The organism is Aureimonas ureilytica (assembly GCF_001475935.1).
Lineage (GTDB): Bacteria > Pseudomonadota > Alphaproteobacteria > Rhizobiales > Rhizobiaceae > Aureimonas > Aureimonas ureilytica_A.
The window spans coordinates 187,458-210,287 of the sequence record NZ_LDQA01000022.1 but is presented as its reverse complement, the minus strand read 5'-3'; the positions used below and the strand labels follow the sequence as shown (position 1 = coordinate 210,287).

Sequence of the window (22,830 nt, the reverse complement as noted above, 5' to 3'; positions counted from 1 at the left end):
ACGAACCGTCCGGTTCGACGTTTTCAGCCCAAGAACAAGAACCCGAGCGAGGGTTCCAAGGCTTCGCAGAAGGCCTATTCCCGCGCTCGCCGCATTGGCTGGATAATGACAAACGATCCTTTTTCCCGACGCCTGCCGCGCCGTGCCGTCCTGTCTGGCCTCGGGCTCGGCGCCCTCGCCACGCTGACCGGGTGCGTCAGTTCCCCGCGTGCGCAGAATGCCGATCTCTCCGTTTTCGGCGGCCTGCCGGGCAATGTGCCGCCTGAATACGCCACCGCCTATGGCCCGATCGATGATGGCGGTTTCCTGATCCCTGCCATCGACCTGCGCCGCATGGACGTGCGCTATCTCCGTCGGCAGGTCGCCTATAACGGCCCCGAGGCCCCTGGCACGATCATCATCGACACGCCCACGCGCTATGCCTATCTCATTCAGCCCGGCGGCACCGCCATGCGCTACGGCGTGGGCATCGGCCGCGACGGGTTCGCTTGGGAAGGCCGCGCCCGCGTGCAGTTCAAGCGCGAATGGCCGCGCTGGACGCCCCCCAACGAGATGATCGACCGCCAGCCCGAGCTGGAAATCTATCGCGGCGTTGGCATGGACCCGGGCCTCAAGAACCCCCTGGGGGCCCGCGCGCTTTATCTTTTCAAGGACGGCAAGGACACGCTCTACCGCCTGCACGGCACGCCGGAATGGTGGACCATCGGAAAGGCCGTGTCGTCGGGCTGCGTCCGGTTCATGAACCATGACATCATCGACCTGTATAATCGCGCTGAGCCGGGCGCGACGGTCATCGTCAACCAGCCGGGCGGCCTGACGGTCTAAGGTTCGGGGCCGACGCTCCGCGAAGAGCGACCATGCCAGCAATCGGCTGCACCGGCCGATTGCACTCCGGCGCGCCCCCTGCCACTGTGGCGCGCCGACCGGCCCTTCCCCGTGATTCTCAGGCCCTGCCATGTCCGAACTGATCGACCGCGTCTCCGCAGCCGCTTCCCTGACGCCCGAGACGGCGCGCGAGGCGGTCGGCAATATTCTGGCCTTCCTGCGCTCGGAAAGTTCCGATCCCGCCGTGGAGACGATGATCTCGGGCACGCCGGGCGCGGCGGACGCTCTTCAAGCGGCTGGCGATGCCGAGTTCGGTGGCGGCATCATGGCGCTCGGCGGCAAGCTGATGGGCCTCGGTCTCGACATGGGCCAGATCCGCACCGTGGGCGAGGAGTTGATCGCCTTCTCGAAGTCTCATGTGGACGAGGCGACCGTCTCCACCGCCATCGCGTCCGTTCCCGCGCTTGCGCCATTCGTTTGATACATTCGCGCCTTAAAGGCTTCTGACGCGCGCCGTCCGGCGCCGCGACGGGGGGGGAGTTGGATCGCTCGGGCCGGTGGCTTATCGGGCCGGCCTGCCTTATATCGCCGTCGCGTGCCGCATCGCCCACGTGAGCATCCGCTTCGCCGGGGCGACGATGCGCGTTCGCCGAGGGCGCGCCATCCAGCGTGCGATGCCAAGGAATAGCCTATGATCGATGCCTACACGGTTTTCGGCTCTCACGTTCGCCGCCATGCCGGCGTGCGTCCCGACGAGGTTCCGCCTGAAGCCGTTTGGATCGATCTGCGCAACCCCACACATGACGAAGAACGAGCCATCGAGGCGCTTTGCGGGATCGAGGTGCCGACGCGCGAAGAGATGCGTGAGATCGAGGTGTCGAGCCGGCTCTATTCGGAAGATGGCGGCGACTTCATGACCGCTTCGATCGTCTATGGGCTGGACGAGGGCAAGCCGGATTTCGGCCCCGTCACTTTCATTCTGGTCGGCCAGCGCCTCGTGACGCTGCGCTATACCGACCCGCGCTCGTTCCAAATCTTCTCGACCAAGCTCTGCCGGGAGGGCAATGGCGAGGCAACGAAGCCGGGCTATCTCCCGAGCTTCGACCATTACGGCCCGCCGCCGGCTCCCCCTAAGCCCTCTCGCACCAAAGGGCCGACGGCCGATTCCATCGCGGTCGGCCTTCTGGAAACGATCATCGACCGCATGGCCGATCTCCTGGAGCAGATCGCCAGCGATCTCGACCGGATCGGCACCGACATTTTTCGCTCGTCCGACACGAACACGCCGACGGCGACCGCCGATTTCAAGCAGCTTCTGAAGCGCCTCGGCGCGGCCGGCGACATTTCCTCGCGCACACGGGAAAGTCTGGCGACCGTGGACCGGCTCCTGCCCTTCCTTTCCTTTGTGATGGATCGGCGCAAGCCGCAGAAGGAGTTGAAGCTGCGGGTCAAGGCGATGGCGCGGGACGTCGCCTCGCTGAACGATTTCGTGTCCTTCCTGTCGAACAAGACGACCTTCCTGCTCGACACCACTGTCGGCATGATCTCGATCGAGCAGAACGCCATCATCAAAATCTTCTCGGTGGCGGCTGTCGGCTTCATGCCGCCGACGCTCGTCGCCTCGATCTACGGCATGAATTTCGAGCATATGCCGGAACTGAAATGGGCGCTTGGCTATCCCATGGCCTTGACGATCATGGTGCTCTCGGCGCTGCTGCCGCTTCTGTATTTCCGACACAAGAAATGGCTGTGAGGCGGCTCGAAAGCCGCCTCTTCCTCGCGTGCTGCGGTTGAACGGTCAAGCCTTGCCCAGCGCGTCCCGCATGAGCGCGGCCGTGCCGGCATAGATGGCGTAAGCGCCATCCTCGCGCCTGATGATCTCGACCTCCAGGCCGAGTTCACGGCAGATCGCGGCCCCGCCCGCGATGTCCCACATGGTGGTCACCGGCTGGATGTGGCCGTCGAAGCGACCGAGCGCGGCAAAGAGCATGGAAACCGAGGTGCAGTGAAAGGATTCCACGATCCATTCGCGCTCGCGCAATCGGCGCTGGAGCGCGATCGCGGCCTCCAAATCCTCGCCCGGACTGTCGCCCAAGGACACGAGACCGAGGCCGGGAACGGCCACCTCCCGCTCGAAGGGAACGCCGTTGCGCACCACGCCGACATCTCGCGCGCCGGCCATAAGTTCGCCGAGGCAGGGCGCGGCGATGGCACCCGCCACCGGCACGCCCTCCTCCACATAGCCGAGCGAGATGCCCCAGAGCGGCGAGCCGGCCAGAAAGTTCGAGGTGCCGTCGATCGGATCGACGATCCAGTAGCGATCGGCCGTCTCGCCACCCTCTTCCTCGCCCACGACGGCCTCGCCCGGATAGCGCTCGGCCAGAAGCGCCCGAACGCGCACCTCGATGCCCCGATCGGCCTGCGAGACGAAATCGCGCGGCCCGGCTTTGGTCTCCGTCAGGAGTTGCTTGCGATCCGCGAAATGACCGAGCGCCTCGGCGGCGGCGATCTTGACGATCTCGGCGGCCGTGTCGCGGCGCTGAAGCAAAGCCAGATTCATAGGCGAGCGCTCCGTAGTCTCCGCGCCGCGAGGTAAGCGACGAGGCGCTCGGACTCGTCGGTCTGGATCGCGCCGACGCCGAGGTCGAGAAGCCGCCCCCAGATCGCGTCGGCGTCCTGCCGGGCCGCCGTGTCGTTGAAATCGGTCATATGGGAGACGTCCAAGGTATTGAGCCAAAGCCGCACGCCGAGGGCGCGCGCCGCCTCCATGCCCGCTTCCAGATCCTCCACGCAAGCGGGCATAGCCTCGATCATGAAGGGTTTGAGGCGGGCGAAATGCGCGAGGTCTTCGGCAAAGCGACCTTTTTGCGACTTCACCACCGGCATGAAGGGCAAGGGTCCGAAGGCCGAATGGTCGGCGGGCAGGCGCGCCAGATCGGCCGGCGTCAGTTCCGCCTTTACCACGACATCCCCAGCGGAGCCGCCCCGCAGGATTTCGCGCGTCACGGCAGGAAGCTCGGCAGCCGACTTGGTGTCGACATTGACGAGAAGACCGTGGCCTCGCGCTTCTTCCAGCGCTTCCAGAAGCGTGGGCACGCGCTCGTCGGTCAGCGGCGCATCGTCGCCTCCGCCGCTTTCGCGCAGGCGAAGGGCACGAATCGTCGCACTGTCCTGCTCGGCAACCGCGCCCCGGCTTTGGGTGGTGCGATCGAGCGTATCGTCATGAATGACGAGAATCGCACCATCTGCGGTTTGACGCGCGTCGATCTCCACCATGCCGACGCCCAGAGCCCCCGCCTCGCGAATGGCGAGAAGCGAATTTTCCGGGGCGCGGACCCAGGAGCCGCGATGGGCGATCACGAGACAATCGGCCGGAGCGAAGTCCAGAACGGGAGAACGAAAAGAAGCGGCGTCGAGGACGGCCGCGGCAGAAACTTGGGTCATGACAAACTCGGGAAAGGGTCCTTGAGCGCAAGAGGCGGCGGCGTCCCTGAGGGCGGACGGGGCTGGCTCGGCTTCGCGCTACCATGGGCATCATGTCACAACGGTGACAAATCGATGATGAATTCCCGACAAAACCCAAACAAGCGGAAGTTGTGCATCCGCGGTATCGTCATACAAACTTCATTTTACTCTCGCCCCAACGCTCATTATTGGACCGCCGCGACGAACGGCAAGATTTCGTCCCCCTTTTATTTCGATCGATAGGGCTCACAATGCTCACGAAAATCTTCGGCGCCGCCAGCGCGCTGGCGCTCTTGGCTGGTTTGACGGGCGCAGCTCAGGCCGAGCCCGTGAAGTTCGAATTCTGGCACGGTCTGTCGGGCGACCTCGGCGACCGCGTGCAGGAAGCCTGCACCAAGTTCAACGCCTCGCAGAAGGACTACGAGATTTCCTGCGTCAGCCAGGGCGGCTACGAGACCAATCTGCAGAACACGATTGCGGCCTACCGCGCCAAGAAGCAGCCCGCGATCACCCAGGTCTATGACGCCGGCACGCTCGACCTCATGCTGTCCAAGGCCTTCGTCCCGGCCAAGCAGCTGATGGCCGACAACGGCTACAAGATCGACTGGGATAACTACTTCCCCGGTATCGGGCAGTATTACGCCACGGCGAAGGGCGACCTCGAGTCCTTCCCGTTCAACTCCTCGACCGCCGTCCTCTATTATAACGGCGACGCCTTCAAGAAGGCCGGCATCACGGAAGCGCCGAAGACCTGGGAGCAGGTATCGGCCGACGCCAAGAAGCTGAAGGACGCGGGCTATGAATGCCCGATGGCCATCAATTTCGACCCCTGGTTCTCGCTGGACCAGTTCTCCTCCATCCACAATCAGCCCGTCGCCACCAAGGCCAACGGCTATCAGGGTCTCGACGCCGAAGTCGTCTTCAACAAGACGCAGGTGGTCGACGAGATCAAGTTCTGGAAGAAGCAGGTCGACGACAAGCTCTTCGTCGTGAAGACCAAGCAGCTCGGCATGGACGCTTTCCCGTCCTTCACCTCGCAGACCTGCCAGATGGCGATGAGCTCGATCGCCGACCATGGCACGGCGGGCAAGACGCTGCCGCAGGGTGTCGAGTGGCATGTCACCATGCTGCCGGCCTTCGAGGGCACGCAGCGCCAGAAGACGCTGGTCGGCGGCGCCTCCCTCTGGGTCATGAAGGACCGCCCCGCAGCCGAATACAAGGGCGCGGCTGCCTTCCTGAACTTCCTCGCCCAGCCCGACATGGTCGAGTGGTGGTCCACAGTCACCGGCTACATCCCGGTGACCAAGACCGGCTTCGAGGCGATGAAGGCCAGCGGCTTCTATGACAAGCCGCAGTTCAAGGGCCGCGAAATCGCGATCGAAAGCCTGACGCTGACCCCGCCCTCCGAAAACACGCGCGGCATCCGCCTTGGCAACTACACGCAGATCCGCAAGGAATTCTCGACCGCGCTCGAGGCGATCTTCATGCAGAACGCCGACATCCAGAAGAGCCTGGACGAGGCCGCCGACCGCTCGAACACGCTGCTGCGTCGCTTCGAGAAGACCTATGCCGGCCAGACGCTGAACTAAGCCGATCCGCACTTTCCCGCGCCGCCGAAGCCCTCCCCGGCCTCGGCGGCGTTCCTCATCGTGGATATCCGTCATGAAGCGTGTCGTCTTCAAAAGCCGCTGGGTTCCGGTTCTTGCCGCCCTTCCCCAGTTGTTTCTGATCTTCCTGTTCTTCTACTGGCCCGCCGTTTCGGTGCTGAACTGGGCCTTCACGCTGGAGCCGGCCTTCGGCGGCGCGGGCGAGCGCCTTTTCGTCGGCTGGGAGAATTTCCAGGCCGTCTTTTCCGACAGCCAATATTGGAACTCGGTGCGCGTCAGCGTGACCTTCGCGGTTCTGTCGACGGTCATCACGATGGGTCTGGCGCTGGTTCTGGCGCTCGCCGTCGATCGCCAGCTGAAGGGCTCCAAGATCTTCCGCTTCTTCTACATCTGGCCCTACGCGCTGGCCGGACCGGCCGTCGGAACGGCCTTCCTGTTCATCCTGTCGCCCGAGCGCGGGCTGATGGCCATGGTCAATGCCGCCCATCCCGACTTCTGGAATCCGGCCAAATACAATAGCCACGCGATGATCCTGATCGTCACCTGCTTCGTGTGGAAGTGGATCGGCTATTGCTTCATTTTCATGCTGGCGGGCCTTCAGTCGATCCCGCGCAGCCTGACGGAAGCGGCCGCCATGGACGGCTCCGGCCCCTTGCGCCGCGCGCTGGACATCCAAATCCCGCTTCTTTCGCCGACGCTCTTCCTGCTCCTCATCCTGATCGCGACGGAAAGCTTCGTCGGCAAGGATACCTACGGGATCGTGGATCGCACGACCTATGGCGGGCCGAACAACGCCACCAATCTCATGGTCTTCAACATCGTCTCCAAGGCCTTCGAAGGGCTCGATTACTCCGGCGCGGCGGCGCAGAGCCTCATCGTCATCAGCCTGATCATGGTCTTCACCTTCATCCAGTTCCGCTTCATCGAGCGGCGCGTGCATTACCGCTGAGGGCTCGGGACATGATCGAAAAGACGCCCGTCTCCAATCTCATCACCTACGCCATTCTCGTCATGGCGCTGGTCACCGTACTCCTGCCCTTCTGGATCGTCCTCTGCGCTTCGACACAGACGCTCCAGGAGGTGAACGCCGTCCCCTTCAGCTTCCTGCCCGGCCCGGACGCGCTGAAGAACTATGCCGCCGCCTGGGCGCGCGCCGATCTCGGCAATGCCCTGTTCAACAGCTTCGTCATGGCTGGTGCGGTCACGGCCGGCAAGATCGCGGTTTCGGCGCTCAGCGCCTTCGCCATCGTCTATTTCCGATCGCGCTGGGGCCTCGTCTTCTTCTGGCTGGTGTTCCTGACGCTGATGCTGCCGCTCGAAGTGCGCGTCGTGCCGACCTACAATATCGCCGCCGACGCGTTCCAGCCCTTCCGCCTCCTGATCCAGACGCTGACCGGCATCGAGGTCAGCATCGACTGGAACCTCCTCAACACCTATTCCGGCCTGTCCCTGCCTCTGGTCGCGACGGCCACCGGCACGTTCCTGTTTCGCCAGTTCTTCATGACCGTCCCCGACGAGCTGGCGGAAGCCGCGCGCATGGACGGCTCCGGCCCCTGGCGCTTCTTCGTGGACGTGCTCCTGCCGCTGTCGCGCACCAACATGCTGGCGCTCGCCACGATCCTCTTCGCCGATACGTGGAACCAGTATCTCTGGCCGCGCCTCATGGTGACGGACCCCGCCTACACCACCGCGATGACGGCGCTGCGGGCGCTCCGCCCGGCCGAGAACGGCCTGCCGGAGTGGAACGTCACCAATGCGGGCGCCCTCATCATCGTGCTGCCGCCGCTCATCGTCGTCGCCGTCTTGCAGCGCTGGTTCGTGCGCGGCCTCATCGCAACCGAGAAATAAGGAAGAGTCCGATGGCACGGATCGATATCCGCAATCTTCAGAAGTCCTACAACGCGACGACCCGGACCCTGCACGGCATCGACCTCACCTTTGAAACCGGCGAGTTCGTCGTGATCCTCGGGCCGTCGGGCTGCGGCAAGTCCACGCTTCTGCGCATGATCGCGGGGCTGGAGGACATCAGCGGCGGCGAGATCGCCATCGACGGGCGCGTGGTGAACAAGCTGGAGCCGCGCGAGCGCGGCTGCGCCATGGTGTTCCAGAACTATGCGCTCTATCCGCATATGAGCGTCGCCGACAATATCGGCTATGCTTTGAAGGTCGCGGGCGTTCCCAAGGAGGAGCGCCATCGGCGCATCCGCGAGACGGCGGCGATCGTGGGCCTTGCCGACTATCTCGACCGCAAGCCGGCGGCGCTCTCGGGCGGCCAGCGCCAGCGCGTCGCCATGGGCCGCGCCATCATCCGCGAGCCGCGCGTCTTCCTGTTCGACGAGCCCTTGTCCAATCTCGATGCCAAGCTGCGCGTCACCATGCGCGCCGAAATCCGCAAGCTGCACAAGCGCCTGTCCGCGACCTCGGTCTTCGTCACGCATGATCAGGTCGAGGCGATGACCTTGGCGGACCGGCTCGTCGTCATGAATGGCGGCCATGTCGAGCAGGTCGGAACGCCCGCCGAAATCTACGAGCGGCCGGCCTCGCGTTTCGTCGCGAGCTTCATCGGCTCGCCGCCCATGACGCTGCTGCCGGGCGAGCTTGAGGCCGACGACGCCTTTCGCTTGACCAACGGCTACCGCCTGCCCCTGCCCGTGGGCTCGCGCGTCGGCTTGGGGGCCAAGCGCGTCGAAATCGGCATTCGGCCCGAACATGCGATCCTGACGCGGCGCGGCGCGCCGGGCAGCGCAGACGCGGTGGTCGATTTCATCGAGGAGCTCGGCGCTTCGCGTGTCGTCTATGCCGAGCTCGGCGGCGTGCTCTTCGCCGTGACGGCGACCGAGGCACTGTCGATGGCTCCCGGTGACGCGATCGGCCTCCTGCTTCCCGCCGACCGGCTCCATGCGTTTGACGCCGCCACGGGCGCGCGTATCGAGTTGCAGCGCGAGCGAGCCCTTCAGCCGGCCTGACCAGCCTTATCCCGCCCGCGCGCGCCCTCGATCAGCGGCCGCGCGCGGGCGATCTCTTCGGCCAGATGATCCATCAGGGCGCGCACGCGCGGCACTTGGCGCAAGTCAGCATGGGTCAGGAGCCAGAGATCGGTCGCAAAGCGTTCGTCCGGCGCGTCCAGCCTGCGCAGCGCGGGGCGCGCATCCGCGACGAAACAGGGGAGATAGCCGACCCCCAACCCGGCCTCCAAAGCCTCGGCCATACCGAGCACGGAGTTGACGCGGTATCCGACGCCCTCCGGCCCGGCTTCGTTCAGGACATGACGCACCACTTTCATCGGGCTCATGGCCTCGCCCAGCGTCACCCATCGACGTGGGCCGCGTGTATCTTCGGCGGGGCCATAGAGCGCCCAAGCGATGCGCGCCGCCTTGCGGCCCACAAGATTGGGCGGCGGATTGTCGGTGGCGCGGATCGCGACATCGGCATCGCGCTTCGACAGATTGAGCGCCGGATTGCCGAGCACGATGTCGAGCCGCACCGAGGGGCAGGCCGCGAGAAAGCTTGCGAAGATCGGTGTCAGAAGATGAACCAGAAGCGAGTCGTTGGTGGTGACGCGCACCTCGCCCGAGGGCAGCGGCTCGCGGCCGGCGAGGCGCAGCGCGACGGCATCCACCTCCTCGCCCATACGCGCGGCAAGAGCGGCGATCTCCGCCCCGGCCTGGGTCGGCTCCAGCCGCGCCTTGTTGCGCTCGAACAGCGCGCAGCCGAGCGCGGCTTCGATCCCCTTCAGCCGGCGGAACACGGTGGAATGCGCCGTGCCCAGTCGCTCGGCCGCGGCCGGCAGCGTGCCGGCTTCGGCCACGGCCCGGATCAGGCGGAAATCGTCCCAGCTCAGGCTTTCGAAACCGCTCATATATCCCTTCCGCAATCCAATCATTGCATCGGCGCACTCCATAGACCCCTTATGGCTTTGCGTCATTGCGATTATGTTGGCTTCAGAAATTGAACGAGGGCAACGATCATGAGCCAGCACGGCATTCATCACGTCACGGCCATCGCCGGTCCGGCCAGCCGCAATGTCGGCTTCTACACGAAGACGCTCGGGCTGCGCCTCGTGAAGAAGACGGTGAACTTCGACGATCCCGGCACGTGGCATCTCTATTACGGCGACGAGGCGGGATCACCCGGCACGATCCTGACCTTCTTTCCGTGGGAGCATGTCGCGCCTGGACGGCTCGGCGTCGGCGAGACGCAGGAGACCGTCTTCCGCGTGCCGGAAGGCTCGATCGGCTATTGGACGCATCGCTTCATTGAGAAGGGCGTCGGCTTCGAGCCGATCGAGAAGCGCTTCGGTGAGACGGTCCTGTCCTTCCGCGATCCGGACGGAATGCGCCTCGCGCTCGTCGCCGTTCCCGGTGCCGAGAAGGAGCCGGCCTGGAGCGCGGGCGACATCGCGTCCGACCACGCCATTCGTGGCTTCCATTCCGTGAGCCTGCTTCTGGAGGAAGCCGCGCCCACGGGCGCGGTGCTGACGGATGTCTTGGGCTTCCGGCAGGGCGCGAGCGAGGGTTCGATCACGCGCTTCGAAGTACCGGGGGCGAGTGTCGGCGGTATCGTGGACATTCGCGCCGTGGGCGGCTTTCTCAAGCCGCGCGCTGGCGGCGGGTCGGTGCATCACGTCGCCTTCCGGGCGGCCGACGACGCCGAGGAGATGGCCATGGCGCAAAAGCTCCATGACAACCACGGCATCCAGACGACCGAGCAGCGGGACCGCAACTACTTCCGCTCGATCTACTTCCGCGAGCCGGGCCACGTCCTGTTCGAGATCGCGACCGACCAGCCCGGCTTTGCCGTGGACGAGCCGGTGAACGATCTGGGCGGCACGCTCAAGCTGCCGGACTTCCTGGAAGCGCAGCGCGGCCGGATCGAGCAGGTTCTGCCCTCGCTGGCAGAGCCGGCCTGACCGCACGAAGGCGGGACGCGTTGCGCCCCGCCTCTCCCAACCCCACCGGAGACAGAGCCATGGACCTTCCGCGCAACGATCTCTCGATGATCCACCGCTTCATTCCTGCGACCGTGGAGGGCGCGACGCCGCTTCTCCTGCTGCATGGCACGGGCGGCGACGAAAGCGATCTCCTAGGGCTTGGCGGTCTCCTGTCGCCGGGGGCGGCGCTTCTGTCGCCGCGCGGGCAGGTTCTGGAAAACGGGATGCCGCGCTTCTTCCGCCGGCTTGCGGAGGGCGTGTTCGACGAGGCGGACCTGCGCCAGCGCGCGCTGGAACTCGGCGCCTTCGTGGAAGAAGCGCAGGAGCACCATGGCATGGCGCGCCCCGTCGCGGTCGGCTTCTCCAATGGCGCGAATGTGGCGTCCGCGCTGATGATGCTCGACCCCACCAAGCTTGCCGGCGCGATCCTGATCCGCGCCATGGTGCCCTTTGCCGAGCCGCCTGCCTTCGATCTCGGTGGTGCCCAGGTGCTTCTTCTGTCGGGGGGCATGGACCCGATCGTGCCCACCGACAACGCTGCGCGTCTGGCGCGCCAGCTTCAGGAGGGCGGAGCGAGGCTCACCCATGAGGTGCTGCCGACTGGCCACGGCCTCGGCCAGATGGACCTCGTCATCGCGCGCGAATGGCTCGCCGCCTCGTTCGCTTGACGATCAGCGGCTGGCCTTGAAGGCGATCACGGATCGCCGACGGGCCGGCCCTTGGCACGATAGGTCTCGACATCGACCTCCACCCGGCGCAGTGCGACGTCCTCCGGGTGCGGGCTCTGGCGAAAGCCGAGTTCCTCCGCCATGGCCAGCATGGCGCGGTTTTCGCCCAGGACCTCGCCATAGACGCGGGAGAGACCGCGCCGGCGCGCATAGTCGAGGATGGTTTCCATCAGAAGCCAGCCGAGACCGCGCCCTTTCTGGTCGGAGCGGACCATGATGCCGAACTCGGCCTTCTTCTCGTCGGGGTCCGACACGAGACGCGCGACGCCCAGGATATCGCCCTCCGCCTCTCCCGCGCGGGTGGCAACGAAGGCCATCTCGCGGCGATAGTCGATCTGGGTCAGGCGCGCGGCGAAGGCATGGCCGATCCGCTTCATCGGCGCGAAGAAGCGCAGCCGCACATCTTCGGCGTCGGAACGCGCGATCATCTCCACGATCCCCGGCTCGTCCTCCGGCCGGATCGGGCGCAGGAAGAAGCTCGACCCCGAGCGGGAATGCGCCACATGCTCCAGCTCGTTGGGATAGGGCCGGATGGCGAAGCGCGAGCGCGGCGCGCCGGTCAAGGTGCGCAAGACGACCCGCGCGTCGAGCGCGATGACCCCGGCCTCGTCCACCAGAAGCGGGTTGATGTCGAGCTCGGCGATCTCGTCGAAATCGGCGATGAGCTGGGACAGCTTGACGAGCGTCGCCGCCACGGCATCGCTGTCGGCGGCGGGCCAGTCGCGATAGCCCTTCATCAGGCGCGAGACCTTCGTGCGTCCGATCATGTCATGGGCGAGCGGTAGGTTCAGCGGCGGCAGGCCGATGGCGCGATCGGCGATGACCTCGGCCGCCGTGCCACCCTGCCCGACGAGAAGCACCGGGCCGAACAGCGCATTCGTGCCGACGCCGAGGATCAGTTCGTGCGCACGCGGGCGCTGGATCATCGCCTGCACGGTGAAGCCTTCGATCCGCGCGCCCGGATGACGCTCGGCCACGAGCTTCAGCATATGTTCGCCGGCTTCGCGCACCATCTCGGGCGTGTCGAGTTCGAGCCGAACGCCGCCGACATCGGACTTGTGGGCGATGTCCTGAGACAGGATCTTCAGCGCGACCGGAAAGCCGATAGCGCCCGCCAGCGCCGCCGCCTCGCCCGGGCTGTGGGCGATCTCCGTTTGCACGACGGGTATGCCATAGGCGGAGAGCAGCGTCTTGGCCTCGGGCTCCGTCAGGACGCAGCGCCCCTCCCCGGCCGCCCGGGACAGCACCGCCCGCGCCTTCGCACCATCGGCCGCGCCCGGCTGGATGGCCGGCGGCGTCTGCATCAGAAGGTCCTGATTGCGGCGATAATTGACGAGCTGCATGAAGGCGCGCACGGACTCGTCCGGCGTCTGATAGGTCGGGATGCCCCGCGCCGCGAAGAGGCGGCGGGACTCGCGCGCCGCGCGCTCGCCGAGCCAGCAGGTCAGAACCGGCGCGCCTCGCCGCGCCTTGGCGCTCGCCACCGTCGCTTCCGCCGCGCCCCGCCCGTCCGCCAGCGCCTGCGGCGTGTTCATGACGAGAACCGCATCCTGGCCGGGATCGTCGAGCAGCGTTTCGAGCGCTTGGCCATAGAGGCTGCCGGACGCGTCGCGCGGGATATTGACGAAGCGCGGGTCGTTCTCGTCCGGCTGCGTGAAACGCGCGAGCTTCGCCATCGTCTCGGAAGAGAGATCGGCCAGTTGGCCGCCGAGATCGCTCAAGGCATCGGCCGCCAGCAGACCCGCGCCGCCGCCATTGGTGAGAATCGCCAGCCGGTTCCCCTTGGGACGGATGGCGGAGGCAAGCGTTCCGACCGCTTCGAACAGTTCGCGCAGCGAATCGACGCGCAACATGCCGGCGCGCCGCAAGGCGGCATCATAGACCGCGTCCTCATCGGCCAGCGCCCGTGAATGGGAATGCGACGCAGAGGGGCCTGCGACCGCCGCCGAGCGGCCCGCCTTGATGACCACCACCGGCTTGGCACGGGCGGCGATGCGCGCCGCCGTCATGAATTTCGGCGCGTCGGTGATGTCCTCGATATGGAGAAGGATGGCGCGCGTCTTCGTATCCAGCGCGAGATAATCGAGGAGATCGCCGATATCGACGTCGCACATGTCGCCGGTGGAGACGACATGCGAAAAGCCGATCTCGCGCACATCGGCCCAATCCAGCACCGCCGTCGCGATGGAGTCGGACTGGCTGACAAAGGCGATGTCGCCGGCGCGCGGCGTCAGATGCGCGAAGCTGGCATTGACGCCGATGCCCGGCGACATCACGCCGATACAGTTCGGCCCGACGATGCGCAGCCGATGCGGCTTGGCAGCATTGAGCAGCCCTTGCCGGAGGACAGGATCGGCAAAGCCGGTGGAGATGACCACAGCCGCGCGGCAACCGCGCCGACCGAGTTCGTCGATGATATTAGCCACGCTCGGGGCCGGGGTCGCGATCACCGCGAGATCGGGCGTGATCGGCAGGTCGGCGACAGAGCGGAAGTTGACCGAGGATCGGATCGCCTGCTCGTGCGGATTGACCGGCATGACCGGGCCGACAAAGCCCGATCCGAAGAGATTGCGCGCCAGAACCGCCCCGACCGAGCCCTCACGATTGCTCGCGCCGATCAGCGCGATGGCCTTGGGTTCGAACACGGCATCGAGATTGCTGATGGTCATGACGGCCTCTGGAGCCCGGCGGGGTGCCGGCGGGACGGAACGCCCGTCAGCGTGTGGCGAGGGCGAAGATGAGGCCGCCGATCAGCACGAAGGCGGCGAGAAAGCCCATGAGGCGAATCATGCCCGTCGCTTCATTGCCGCCGACGATGATGCGCCAGACGCGCAGCAGCGGATCGTTCTGCGCCTTGAGACTGTCCATGATGCTGAAACTCCTGATGGCGGGCGTTGAGCCCTTGAAGACATGCTGGCCCGAGCGGCCGGTTCCTGCAACCGATGCGGCCCGAACCAGCGCCGCGAAAGCATGGACATGCCCGAAACGCCAGCGCTGCGAAAGCGCGATCACGCAGCGCCAGACCGGCGGCTCAGGGCTCCAACCGCCCTTGGAGGCGATAGACGATCCCGTCCGGCTGGAAGTCGGTCTCGGCGCGGCCGTTGAAATAGCCGGGAACCACGCGTTCGGTCAGCCGGGTGCCGAAACCCTTGCGGCTTAGCGGTTTGACTTCGGGCCCGTTTTCCTCGCGCCATTCGAAATGGAACTCGCCCTCGGGCGAGACATGCCACCCAACTTTGACACAGCCTTCGTCCACCGAGAGCGCGCCGTATTTCACGGCGTTGGTCGCCAGTTCGTGCAGCGCCAGCGCCACGCCCATGGCCTGCTGGGCCGACAGGTCGAGCGTGTCGCCCGAGACGATGAAACGGCCACTGCGATCGACATGGGGTTCGATCGCCGCATCGACGGCGGCGCGAAGGTCCGCGATCGTCCAGTCCGTCGCCGTCAGCATGTCCTGCGCCCGGCCGAGGGCCTGGATGCGGGCGGAGGCGACCTGCGTCGCCTCCTCGATCGAGGTGGAGTGCCGAAGGCTCTGCGTCACCACGGCCTGAACCATGGCCAGCGTGTTCTTCATCCGGTGCGAGAGTTCGCGTTGCAAGACGCGGCGCTGGCGCTCGCCCTCTTCCTGCCGGGCGAGACTGTCCGACAGGTTGCGGTTCAGCTCTTCCAGCTCCTGGCGCTCGCGCATGAGGCGCGTCGTCTCGGTCACGATATTCAGCGCGCCGGCGATCCGCCCATGGTCGTTGAAGAGCGGACTATAGGAAAAGGACCAGTAGGTTTCTTCGGGATAGCCGTTCCGCGTCACGGTCAGCGGCAGGTCTTCCGCCCATGTTCCCTGACCGGCCAGCGCCTGCTTGAGATAGGGCATGACGTCCTCGGAAACGTCGGCCCAAAGCACGCTGAACGGCTTGCCGATCGCACCATCCGCCCGCGCGCCGAGCATCGGCAGATAGGCCTCGTTGTGAAACTGAAGAAGATCCGGCCCCCACCAGAGGCACATGGGCTGTTTCGACGCCAGAACGGTGCGCAGCACGGCGCGAAGCGTGAAAGGCCAGCCCTCGATCGGGCCGAGCGATGATCCGGCCCAATCGACGGAGCGAATGGCGTCCCACATCACGCCCTGTTCCTGCAAAGGGTCCATCCCTTTCAGATCCGCCGTGATCGGCTCGCTCCACGTCATATCCGCTTCTGTCCCCCCCTAGCCCGAAGCCTGCACCGGCGCGCGGGATGCCACGCCTTTGTCATAGCAGCGCGCATGAAGCACAACCGCACACGTTTCTACGAAGCCCACGAACTTCAAGTTCACCGGCTAAAGATACAAACTCAGGTTGCGATTCACAATCTGTCAGACCACACCGATCCTCAGGAGATCGTGCAAATGCAGGATACCGACCGGCAGGTCGGCTTCCACCACCATCAACGCGGTAATGTTGGAGGAATTGAGAATATCGAGCGCCTTCACGGCCAAGGTATCCGGCCGGATCGTCTTGGGCGAGCGCGTCATCACCTCGTCCACCGTGCGCAGGAGAAGGTCGGGCGCCAGATGACGGCGCAAGTCGCCGTCCGTGATGATGCCGAGCAAACGCCCTTCAACATCCACCACCGCGACGCAGCCGAAACCTTTGTGCGAGATCGCCAGGATCGCTTCCGACATGAGCGCGCCCGAAGCGATCAGCGGCATGGCCTCGCCGCGATGCATGATGTCTCCGACATGGGTCAGGATCGCGCCGAGCTTGCCACCGGGATGGAAGACGCGGAAATCGCTCGGCGAAAAGCCACGCGCTTCCAGAAGCGCGATCGCCAGCGCATCGCCCAGCGCCAGTTGCGTCAGCGCCGAGGTGGTGGGCGCAAGCCCATGTGGACAGGCTTCCTCGGCGGGCGGCAGCAGGAGAACCACATCGGCCTCACGCCCCAGCGAAGATTCGGGGGCGGCGGTCATGGCGATCAGCGGAATGGAGAAGCGCCTCGTATAGGCAATGACGCTTTTCATCTCCGGGCTTTCGCCTCCCTTGGACAGGGCGAGTACGACATCGCCCGAGGCGATCATGCCGAGATCGCCGTGATTGGCCTCGGCCGCGTGCACGAAGGAGGCGGGGGTGCCGGTGGAGGCGAAGGTCGCGGCGATCTTCGCGCCGATATGGCCGCTCTTGCCGATCCCGGTCACGATCACGCGCCCGGATACGGCGGCGATGCGCGCCAGCGCGTCCTCGAAGGCGGGGCCGAGCGGCCCTTGCAGCGCGGCCGCCAGGGCATGAAGCCCCTCCGCCTCGGTTCCCACCGTGCGAAGGGCGGAGGCGATGCCGGGAGACGCGGACAGGTCGAGCATGAAGAGAGCCATTTCGGATTGCTTGTCCCCTCTCCTACCCTTCGGAACGAGGGAACGCCACCTCGGCGGGGTAAGCGCCCTGTTGGGCTCGGCGCAAGGCCGGCGCGCCATAAGAGGCCGACAACCAATTCTTAACCATGCCGATTTACCGTTCGGTCATCTTTCGCGCCGCCGGATCGTCCGGCCTTTTCGGGCAGGGAACCGCTCTTTCGATGGCAGTCAGGCTTCGATACCGCGCCGCGGCCTGCGGTCTTCTGGCCGCCTGCAGTCTCTCCGCGTACCCAACCCGAGCCATGGCGCAGGAGCCTTCCGGGCCGGAAGAGCAGACCGATCTCGCCGACACGCCAGCGCCCACCGCTCCCCTGAGTGCTGGCGCACGGCTATCATCCGGCCAGCGCCTGACGGCCCCCCCCCTGTCGGGCAGCGAACGGCTCGCACCGCCTCTCTCTTCGAGCGACATTGGCCAGTCGGGTCGGATCGACGATGGGCTCCGCCTGGATGTGGACGCGCTCCGCCGCAGCGCGCCGACACCTTCCCTCCCCGACGACACCACCAATCCGGGCCTGTCGCGCCGCGAAAACTTTCGCGACACGCCGGCCCTTCGTACGGGTGATGCCGGGTCCGATACCGCGCAGCCCCACGCGCCCCGCCGGGCGGCCGAACCCGACGCACCGTCCAGCAATCTGTTTCAATCCATCGGCCCGGTGCGCAGCCCGACGCTGGATGAGATCGGCAATCGCCGCCTGAGCGACGCCTATGCCAGCCTTCGGCGGCTGGCGCCGGGCATCAGGTCGAACGACCCGTTCGCGCCGGTCGGCACGCGGATCGGCTCGTTCATGGGCTATCTCACGCTCGACCAAAGTCTCGGTGCCTCCGATAATCTCACCGCGTCGCGCGACGGGGTGAGCGGCTTCTTCAGCCAGAGCACGCTGACCGGGCGGCTTGTCTCCGACTGGTCACGCCACGAGGCGGAGTTGAACGTGGCGGCTACCTATCGACGCAACATGTCGGGGCCGGTCAAGGACGAGCCGCAGGTCGACGCCGATGGCCGGGTGCGCATCGACATCTCGCGCGACATGACCGCCGTTCTGCGGGGGGCCGTGTCCTTCAGCCGCGAAGACGATTTGACCGTCGGCGCGGTACAGGACGCTGCGGCGCGCGCCGATCGACTCCGCTATTCCATGAGCGCAGAGCTTCAGAACCGCTTTGGGCGCTTCGATACGGTGACGACGCTTCAAGCGGTGCGGGACGATCTGTCCGACCGGGCACAGCGCACCAATTCGCTGGACGACAGTTTCACGACCTATACGGCCGGCCTGAAGGCGACGCTGGACGAGCGCGCGCCGCTCCATCCCTTTGTCGCGGCCAGCATCGGGCGGCGTGCCTTCGACAAGACGAGCTTTGGCGGGGTCAGCCGCGACAGCGCGATCCCGGCGCTCCGCGGCGGCGTCGGCTTCAGCCGGGGTGAGAAAGTCTCCGGCGAGATCGCACTGGGCTATGCGTGGAACATTCCAGACGACAACAGCCTGCCCACGATCGGCAGCCCGACGCTGGACGCCCTGCTCGCCTGGTCGCCGCGCCGGGGCACCGACGTCACGCTGCGCGGTACGACCTCGTTCGAGCCGGAGACGACGAGCCTCGACACCGCGACGCTCTATCAGCTCAGCCTCGGCCTGACGCACCGCGCCACCGCGCGGCTGGAATTCAACACCACGCTGATCGCGGGCCTGCGCGAGCGACGCACGGTCGCCAACGAATATGTCTATAGCGGCGAGGCCGGCTTCACCTATTGGCTGAACCAGCATCTCGCCCTGACGGGCCTCTATCGCTACGACCGCTTCGAAGCCGCCCTGCCCTTCAACAATTACAGCGCCAACACGGTGCGCGTCGGTGTCCGCCTTCAGAATTGAGCGAGCGACGAAACGCGCGTCCAGATACGAAAAAGGGCGCCTCGGCGCCCTTCTCGATTCAGAAGATGGAAAATCCGGCGCTCACTCGGCGGCGCGGCGATCCGTCGCGCGGCGCTCCTGAGGCTCCACCGTCGCCATCAGCTCGTGGAGATTGTCGAAGACCTTGCCGCGAATGTCGTGACGCCACAGCGCGAAGGCGACATTGGCCTGAATGAAGCCTTCCTTCGAGCCGCAGTCGAACGTGCGGCCGGTGAAGGGATGAGCGAAGAAGTCCTGGCTCTTGGCCAGCTTCAACATGCCGTCGGTCAGCTGGATCTCGTTGCCCGCGCCCTTTTCCTGGGTCGAGAGAATGTCGAAGATCTCGGGCTGAAGGATGTAGCGGCCGGAGATGAAGAAGTTCGAGGGCGCTTCCTCGTTCTTCGGCTTCTCGACCATGCCGTCGACCTTGAAGCCGGTGCCGACATCGGCACCCTTCCCGACGATGCCGTATTTATGGGCTTCGGACGGGTCGCACTGTTCGACGGAGATGACGTTGCCGCCGGTCTGCTCGTAAAGCTCGACCATCTTCTTCAGGCAGCCTTCTTCGGACTGCATGATCATGTCGGGCAGAAGCAGCGCGAAAGGCTCGGGACCGACGAGATCGCGCGCGCACCAGACCGCATGGCCGAGGCCGAGCGGCGCCTGCTGGCGCGTGAAGCTCGCGGTGCCGGCTTTGGGCTGAAGGCTGTCGAGCAGCTGCAGCTCGGTCTTCTTGTTGCGCTCGGTCAGCGTATTCTGCAGTTCGACCTGAATGTCGAAATAGTCTTCGATGACGCCCTTGTTGCGTCCGGTCACGAAGATCAGATGCTCGATCCCCGCCTGACGGGCCTCATCGACGACATACTGGATAACCGGGCGGTCGACGACCGTCAGCATCTCCTTCGGGATGGCCTTCGTAGCGGGAAGAAACCGCGTTCCCAAGCCGGCGACCGGGAATACGGCCTTTCTGACCTTGCGCATGCACTAATCCTTCCAACCGCTGGATTCGGGTTAACCCATAAATCACGAAAGCATGACCTGTCGACAAGCAACATGCGACGCCGCGTTTTAGCCCCAGAAACATGGGAAATTCTGGTGGCGCTACGATCTCTTCAGCATTTCGTGTTCCGTCGTGGTAAACGTAACGTTTACATCCTGAACCTAAGCTGAAGGCCATAGCACACGACCAGTCCGACGAAGGATCATGCCTATGCCTGGACCGATCACCGCCCGCATCGCGCGCCTCGGCGCGGCCACGCTCGTTCTGGCGGGCCTTCTGGCCACGCCTGCCGCCGCCGATCAGGGCTTCCGCAACTGGATCGTCGGTTTCGAGAAGACCGCCGTCGCCAACGGGATCAGCCGCCGCGTCTATGAGCGCGTGTTCGACGGCGTGACCGAACCCGATCCCGACGTGATCCGCAAGGCGCGCTTCCAGCCCGAGTTCCAGGACAAGATCTGGGACTATCTCGACAACCGCGTGAACGACGAGTCCGTGGCCGAAGGCCGGCGGATGCTCGTTCAGTACAAGTCGTGGCTGGACCGGATCGAGCAGCGCTTCGGCGTCGATCGCCATATCCTTCTGGCGATCTGGTCGATGGAATCCAACTATGGCCGCATCCTGCAGAGGCAGGACGTGATGAAGAGCGTGCCGCAGGCGCTCGCCACCCTCGCCTACATGGACCCCAAGCGCGCCAAGTTCGCCCGCACCCAGCTTCTGGCCGCGCTCAAGATCGTGCAGGACGGGCATGTCAGCCCCAAGGGACTGACCGGCTCCTGGGCGGGCGCGATGGGCCACACGCAGTTCATACCGACCAGCTATCAGGCCTATGCCGTGGACATGGACGGCAACGGACATCCCGACATCTGGGGTTCGGTGCCGGACGCGCTGGCAACGGCGGCCAACCTCTTGCGCAAGAACGGCTGGCAGAGCGGCAAGAGCTGGGGCTATGAAGTCGTTGCACCCAGTGGCTCCACCAAGCTGGAGCGCGCCGGCAAGAGCCTGGCTCAATGGCAGCAGCTCGGCTTCAAGCGCGTCAGCGGCCGCCCCTTCCCCACGCCGTCCGACCGGGCCAATCTTCTGATGCCGGCGGGGGCCAACGGCCCGGCCTTCCTGATGACCAAGAATTTCTTCGTCATCAAGCGCTACAACAATGCCGACAAATACGCGCTCGCCGTCGGCCATCTCGCCGATCGCATTGCCGGCTATGGAGCCTTCGCGCATCCTTGGCCGCGCGGCTACGTTCCCTTGTCGATGGAAGAGCGTTACGAAGTGCAGCAGCGCCTCACGCAGCATGGCCTTTATGACGGCAAGATCGACGGCAAGATTGGCGACAGTTCCAAATCCGCCATCACCGCCTATCAGCGCCGAGCGGGCATGAACGAGGATGGAAACGCCTCCAAGGCGCTTCTGGAGCTTTTGCGGAGACCATGATCCGATGACGGACGAGCGCAACACGAAGCATCGGGGACGAGCGCGCCTCGCATCCCTCATGGCGCTTATCCTAGCTGGCTCGACCGTTCTCCCCGAAATCGCGGCGGCGCAGGAGCGGCGCAGGGGCATTCTCGAAATGCTGTTCGGCGGCCCGCCCCGCTCGCAGCCGTCCTACCGCGTCTATGAGGCGCCGCCGCAACAGCGCACCATCCGCAAGGCACCGCGCAAGAAGGCGCGCACCGAGGTCGCGCCCAAGCGCAACAATTCGCCCCGCTCGGCCGCGGCAACCGCGGCGGCCGGGGGTGCGGCGGCGGTGGCCGCAAGCGCCAGCGCGCCCGTCGCCAAAAGTGAGGCAGCCCGCAACGTCCTCGTGATCGGGGATTTCATGGCGGGGTCGCTCGCCAAGGGGCTGGACGCGGCCTTCGCCACCAACCGCGACATTCGCGTCACGAACCGCGCCGATGGCTCCTCCGGCCTCGTGCGCGAAGACCACCATGATTGGCCCGCCAGCGTCGGCGCCCTGATCGACGAGACCAAAGCCGACCTCGTCGTGGTCATGCTGGGGGCGAACGACCGGCAGGGTTTTCGTGCCATGGAGGGCACGATCGCGCTGCGCAGTCCGGAATGGGCCGACACCTACGAGCAGCGCGCCAAGGCTCTGGCCGAGGCGATCCGCGCAAAGAAGAAGCCTTGGCTTTGGGTGGGAATGCCGGCCTTCCAGTCCGACCGCGCGACGGAAGATATGGTCTATCTGAACGACCTGTTCCGCAATGTCGCGCAAGCCCATGGCGGCGATTATGTCGACATCTGGAACGGCTTCACCGACGCCAATGGCAGCTTCGTGACCTCCGGCCCCGACATGGCCGGGCAGACCGTGCGACTGCGCAATTCCGACGGCATCACGCTGACGGGCGCAGGCCAGGAAAAGCTCGCCTATTTCGTGGAGAAGCCCGTCACCAAAGTGCTCGGCTTGAATGTCGAGGACTTCGTGGCGAGCCTGGGGCCGCAGCAATTGTCCGCCAAGGACCTGCCGGCCGTGGTGGACGCGGCGCTGGCCACGACGACCGCGCCCATCTCCTTTGCCGATCCGCGCTTCGATGGCGGCGACCAGTTGCTCGGCAGCGCTCAGCCGGGCACCGGCGGCCAGGGCTCGCCGCGCGAGAAGCTCGTGCGCGAGGGCGTCGTTTCGGCCGCCGTCGAAGGCCGGGCCGATCAGTTCAACTGGACGGGGCGCGGCACCGCCGTTTCGCCGGTGACGCGCGACAATGCCATCGTGTTTCGCGGCACGACAAGCCTTGAAGAGCTCCGCCTGCATGGCCCGGAGGCGGGGCCGCCTGCCAAGCCCGAGGCCCCAGTGGCAGTCCCAAAGGCCGGTACTCCGGACACGTCCTCCATCAATTAGCGGCTGCGGACGAGACCTCTTAGCGGGGCTTGCCGAGAGATCGCCATGCGATCGCGAGGGGCCAAGCATTATCCATTTGACCGGTGAAGTCGGGCCCTCACGGCGTCCTCACGGTGCAAGCGAGCCGTTTGGCTCGCTCAGACGCGAGCAGGGAAAACCCAGCAAGCGCCCTCACCTGTCGTCTTCCG

General features: G+C 65.7%; 20 protein-coding genes. 12 read left to right on the top strand and 8 right to left on the bottom strand.

What is annotated here, in order from left to right:
* Positions 1-105 precede the first annotated feature (105 nt).
* The 3 genes from NS365_RS10640 to NS365_RS10630 all read left to right on the top strand — a co-directional run bounded on the left by NS365_RS10640 (position 106) and on the right by NS365_RS10630 (position 2,578).
* The gene (locus NS365_RS10640) at positions 106-825 is read left to right on the top strand and encodes a L,D-transpeptidase (protein WP_058600255.1); all 720 of its coding nucleotides are present in this window, start codon (positions 106-108) and stop codon (positions 823-825) included.
* Between the two features lie 130 nt (positions 826-955).
* Positions 956-1,306, top strand: coding sequence for a hypothetical protein (locus NS365_RS10635; protein WP_058600254.1), 351 nt, complete (start codon positions 956-958; stop codon positions 1,304-1,306).
* 210 nt (positions 1,307-1,516) lie between these two features.
* Positions 1,517-2,578 carry a magnesium transporter CorA family protein gene (locus NS365_RS10630; protein ID WP_058600253.1) on the top strand — a complete coding sequence of 354 codons (1,062 nt, stop codon included), beginning with the start codon at positions 1,517-1,519 and terminating at the stop codon, positions 2,576-2,578.
* A gap of 45 nt (positions 2,579-2,623) precedes the next feature.
* Here NS365_RS10630 and NS365_RS10625 read toward each other — a convergent pair whose 3' ends face one another.
* The gene (locus NS365_RS10625) at positions 2,624-3,385 is read right to left on the bottom strand and encodes an inositol monophosphatase family protein (RefSeq protein WP_058600252.1); all 762 of its coding nucleotides are present in this window, start codon (positions 3,383-3,385) and stop codon (positions 2,624-2,626) included.
* On the bottom strand, positions 3,382-4,269 hold the full coding sequence (locus NS365_RS10620; RefSeq protein ID WP_058600251.1) for a glycerophosphodiester phosphodiesterase family protein: 888 nt from the start codon (positions 4,267-4,269) through the stop codon (positions 3,382-3,384). The genes NS365_RS10625 and NS365_RS10620 overlap by 4 nt, the downstream gene beginning before the upstream one ends.
* A 272-nt stretch (positions 4,270-4,541) precedes the next feature.
* On the opposite strand from NS365_RS10620, the gene NS365_RS10615 reads away from it, so the two are divergent.
* From NS365_RS10615 to ugpC, 4 genes are all read left to right on the top strand, one after another.
* Entirely contained in the window at positions 4,542-5,879 is a 1,338-nt protein-coding gene (locus NS365_RS10615; RefSeq protein WP_058600250.1) for an extracellular solute-binding protein, read from the top strand.
* A gap of 73 nt (positions 5,880-5,952) precedes the next feature.
* Positions 5,953-6,846 (top strand): carbohydrate ABC transporter permease, encoded by an 894-nt coding sequence (locus tag NS365_RS10610; RefSeq protein ID WP_058600249.1) that lies wholly within the window; start codon positions 5,953-5,955, stop codon positions 6,844-6,846.
* An 11-nt stretch (positions 6,847-6,857) separates the two neighbouring features.
* On the top strand, positions 6,858-7,745 hold the full coding sequence (locus NS365_RS10605) for an ABC transporter permease subunit (protein ID WP_058600248.1): 888 nt from the start codon (positions 6,858-6,860) through the stop codon (positions 7,743-7,745).
* Between the two features lie 11 nt (positions 7,746-7,756).
* Positions 7,757-8,863, top strand: a complete 1,107-nt coding sequence (ugpC, locus tag NS365_RS10600) for a sn-glycerol-3-phosphate ABC transporter ATP-binding protein UgpC (RefSeq protein WP_058600247.1) — start codon at positions 7,757-7,759, stop codon at positions 8,861-8,863.
* Here ugpC and NS365_RS10595 read toward each other — a convergent pair.
* On the bottom strand, positions 8,851-9,756 hold the full coding sequence (locus NS365_RS10595; RefSeq protein WP_058600246.1) for a LysR family transcriptional regulator: 906 nt from the start codon (positions 9,754-9,756) through the stop codon (positions 8,851-8,853). The genes ugpC and NS365_RS10595 overlap by 13 nt on opposite strands.
* Positions 9,757-9,864: 108 nt before the next feature.
* Here NS365_RS10595 and NS365_RS10590 point away from each other — a divergent pair, with 108 nt between their 5' ends.
* Positions 9,865-10,806: a ring-cleaving dioxygenase gene (locus NS365_RS10590; RefSeq protein ID WP_058600245.1), complete on the top strand. Its 942-nt coding sequence runs from the start codon at positions 9,865-9,867 to the stop codon at positions 10,804-10,806.
* Between the two features lie 59 nt (positions 10,807-10,865).
* The gene (locus NS365_RS10585; protein ID WP_058600244.1) at positions 10,866-11,495 is read left to right on the top strand and encodes an alpha/beta hydrolase; all 630 of its coding nucleotides are present in this window, start codon (positions 10,866-10,868) and stop codon (positions 11,493-11,495) included.
* Between the two features lie 26 nt (positions 11,496-11,521).
* Here NS365_RS10585 and NS365_RS10580 read toward each other — a convergent pair whose 3' ends face one another.
* The 4 genes from NS365_RS10580 to NS365_RS10565 all read right to left on the bottom strand — a co-directional run bounded on the left by NS365_RS10580 (position 11,522) and on the right by NS365_RS10565 (position 16,893).
* Positions 11,522-14,224 carry a bifunctional acetate--CoA ligase family protein/GNAT family N-acetyltransferase gene (locus tag NS365_RS10580; RefSeq protein WP_058600243.1) on the bottom strand — a complete coding sequence of 901 codons (2,703 nt, stop codon included), beginning with the start codon at positions 14,222-14,224 and terminating at the stop codon, positions 11,522-11,524.
* Positions 14,225-14,270: 46 nt separating this feature from the next.
* Positions 14,271-14,567 (bottom strand): hypothetical protein, encoded by a 297-nt coding sequence (locus NS365_RS24495; RefSeq protein ID WP_058600242.1) that lies wholly within the window; start codon positions 14,565-14,567, stop codon positions 14,271-14,273.
* 19 nt (positions 14,568-14,586) lie between these two features.
* Positions 14,587-15,735: a sensor histidine kinase gene (locus NS365_RS10570; RefSeq protein WP_058600241.1), complete on the bottom strand. Its 1,149-nt coding sequence runs from the start codon at positions 15,733-15,735 to the stop codon at positions 14,587-14,589.
* Positions 15,736-15,900: 165 nt separating this feature from the next.
* Positions 15,901-16,893, bottom strand: a complete 993-nt coding sequence (locus NS365_RS10565) for a KpsF/GutQ family sugar-phosphate isomerase (RefSeq protein WP_058600240.1) — start codon at positions 16,891-16,893, stop codon at positions 15,901-15,903.
* 200 nt (positions 16,894-17,093) lie between these two features.
* On the opposite strand from NS365_RS10565, the gene NS365_RS10560 reads away from it, so the two are divergent.
* Positions 17,094-18,791, top strand: coding sequence for an outer membrane beta-barrel protein (locus tag NS365_RS10560; protein WP_193753425.1), 1,698 nt, complete (start codon positions 17,094-17,096; stop codon positions 18,789-18,791).
* 81 nt (positions 18,792-18,872) lie between these two features.
* Here NS365_RS10560 and galU read toward each other — a convergent pair whose 3' ends face one another.
* A complete protein-coding gene (galU, locus tag NS365_RS10555; RefSeq protein WP_058600238.1) occupies positions 18,873-19,790 on the bottom strand; it encodes a UTP--glucose-1-phosphate uridylyltransferase GalU in 918 nt (305 codons plus the stop codon).
* A gap of 229 nt (positions 19,791-20,019) precedes the next feature.
* Here galU and NS365_RS10550 point away from each other — a divergent pair, with 229 nt between their 5' ends.
* Together NS365_RS10550 and NS365_RS10545 are read left to right on the top strand one after the other, a co-directional pair.
* Complete coding sequence (locus NS365_RS10550; RefSeq protein ID WP_058600237.1) at positions 20,020-21,240, top strand: lytic murein transglycosylase; 1,221 nt, start codon at positions 20,020-20,022, stop codon at positions 21,238-21,240.
* A gap of 58 nt (positions 21,241-21,298) precedes the next feature.
* Positions 21,299-22,642 carry an SGNH/GDSL hydrolase family protein gene (locus NS365_RS10545; protein WP_193753424.1) on the top strand — a complete coding sequence of 448 codons (1,344 nt, stop codon included), beginning with the start codon at positions 21,299-21,301 and terminating at the stop codon, positions 22,640-22,642.
* Positions 22,643-22,830: the final 188 nt, after the last annotated feature.

Excerpts from the sequence above, each read along its gene's own strand:
- ugpC (WP_058600247.1), top strand. The coding sequence starts at position 7,757 with ATGGCACGGATCGATATCCGCAATCTTCAGAAGTCCTACAACGCGACG.
- NS365_RS10590 (WP_058600245.1), top strand. The coding sequence starts at position 9,865 with ATGAGCCAGCACGGCATTCATCACGTCACGGCCATCGCCGGTCCGGCC.
- NS365_RS10560 (WP_193753425.1), top strand. The coding sequence starts at position 17,094 with ATGGCAGTCAGGCTTCGATACCGCGCCGCGGCCTGCGGTCTTCTGGCC.
- NS365_RS10610 (WP_058600249.1), top strand. The coding sequence starts at position 5,953 with ATGAAGCGTGTCGTCTTCAAAAGCCGCTGGGTTCCGGTTCTTGCCGCC.
- NS365_RS10630 (WP_058600253.1), top strand. The coding sequence starts at position 1,517 with ATGATCGATGCCTACACGGTTTTCGGCTCTCACGTTCGCCGCCATGCC.
- galU (WP_058600238.1), bottom strand. The coding sequence starts at position 19,790 with ATGCGCAAGGTCAGAAAGGCCGTATTCCCGGTCGCCGGCTTGGGAACG.
- NS365_RS10620 (WP_058600251.1), bottom strand. The coding sequence starts at position 4,269 with ATGACCCAAGTTTCTGCCGCGGCCGTCCTCGACGCCGCTTCTTTTCGT.
- NS365_RS10580 (WP_058600243.1), bottom strand. The coding sequence starts at position 14,224 with ATGACCATCAGCAATCTCGATGCCGTGTTCGAACCCAAGGCCATCGCG.
- NS365_RS10585 (WP_058600244.1), top strand. The coding sequence starts at position 10,866 with ATGGACCTTCCGCGCAACGATCTCTCGATGATCCACCGCTTCATTCCT.
- NS365_RS10570 (WP_058600241.1), bottom strand. The coding sequence starts at position 15,735 with ATGACGTGGAGCGAGCCGATCACGGCGGATCTGAAAGGGATGGACCCT.
- NS365_RS10565 (WP_058600240.1), bottom strand. The coding sequence starts at position 16,893 with ATGGCTCTCTTCATGCTCGACCTGTCCGCGTCTCCCGGCATCGCCTCC.
- NS365_RS10625 (WP_058600252.1), bottom strand. The coding sequence starts at position 3,385 with ATGAATCTGGCTTTGCTTCAGCGCCGCGACACGGCCGCCGAGATCGTC.
- NS365_RS10615 (WP_058600250.1), top strand. The coding sequence starts at position 4,542 with ATGCTCACGAAAATCTTCGGCGCCGCCAGCGCGCTGGCGCTCTTGGCT.
- NS365_RS10595 (WP_058600246.1), bottom strand. The coding sequence starts at position 9,756 with ATGAGCGGTTTCGAAAGCCTGAGCTGGGACGATTTCCGCCTGATCCGG.
- NS365_RS10550 (WP_058600237.1), top strand. The coding sequence starts at position 20,020 with ATGCCTGGACCGATCACCGCCCGCATCGCGCGCCTCGGCGCGGCCACG.
- NS365_RS10605 (WP_058600248.1), top strand. The coding sequence starts at position 6,858 with ATGATCGAAAAGACGCCCGTCTCCAATCTCATCACCTACGCCATTCTC.
- NS365_RS10545 (WP_193753424.1), top strand. The coding sequence starts at position 21,299 with ATGGCGCTTATCCTAGCTGGCTCGACCGTTCTCCCCGAAATCGCGGCG.
- NS365_RS10640 (WP_058600255.1), top strand. The coding sequence starts at position 106 with ATGACAAACGATCCTTTTTCCCGACGCCTGCCGCGCCGTGCCGTCCTG.
- NS365_RS10635 (WP_058600254.1), top strand. The coding sequence starts at position 956 with ATGTCCGAACTGATCGACCGCGTCTCCGCAGCCGCTTCCCTGACGCCC.